General features: G+C 60.2%; 2 protein-coding genes. Both read left to right on the top strand.

Annotated elements, in window-relative coordinates; translation table 11 throughout:
- A partial coding sequence (locus tag ACSFA3_RS24300) for a M24 family metallopeptidase (protein WP_435507942.1) occupies window positions 1–321 on the top strand: 321 nt, incomplete at its 5' end.
- A 6-nt stretch (window positions 322–327) separates the two neighbouring features.
- On the top strand, window positions 328–598 hold a 271-nt coding region (locus ACSFA3_RS24295; protein ID WP_435507941.1), incomplete at its 3' end, for a hypothetical protein.

Below are 598 nucleotides of genomic sequence, written 5' to 3'. Positions count from 1 at the left end.
ACCGGCCACTGGCTCGGCATGGACGTGCACGACTGCGGCAGCTACGTCGAGCCCACCCAGGTCGGCGAAGTGAGCGAGCGCAAAGATCCGCTGTCGAACGAAGTCATCAAGAACCGGCCCAGCCGCATCCTGCATCCCGGGATGGTGCTGACGCTGGAACCCGGCATCTACGTGCGGCCCGCCGACGGCGTGCCGGAGCAGTTCCACAACATCGGCATCCGCATCGAGGACGACGCGATCGTCACGGCCACCGGCTGCGAACTCATTTCGCGCGGCGTGCCCGTGAAGGCGGACGAGATCGAGGCGCTGATGCGTGGCTGATTGCCCGTGCCCGATTCGGGCGTTACCGACAACAAGAAAATAGGAGAAGACGTGTCGAGGGTATTCGGAAGATTTGCGATTGCATCGATACCGACACTGGTTCTGCTGGCTGGGTGTTCAATCTCTTCGGAAACACTTCGCAAGATGCCAGCCCGCGAGATAAAGGAGATTGAGGCCAGTAAATCAAAAGTGGCCGCATGCTTGGCTGGCAAACTGAAAGCGACCTCTTATGAGGTTGCGACGAGTGAAGATTCAGTCGCCCTTCGGGCTGGCGCTA

This window comes from Variovorax glucosi (assembly GCF_051216695.1).
Lineage (GTDB): Bacteria > Pseudomonadota > Gammaproteobacteria > Burkholderiales > Burkholderiaceae_C > Variovorax.
This window is presented reverse-complemented; position numbering and strand designations above follow the sequence as displayed.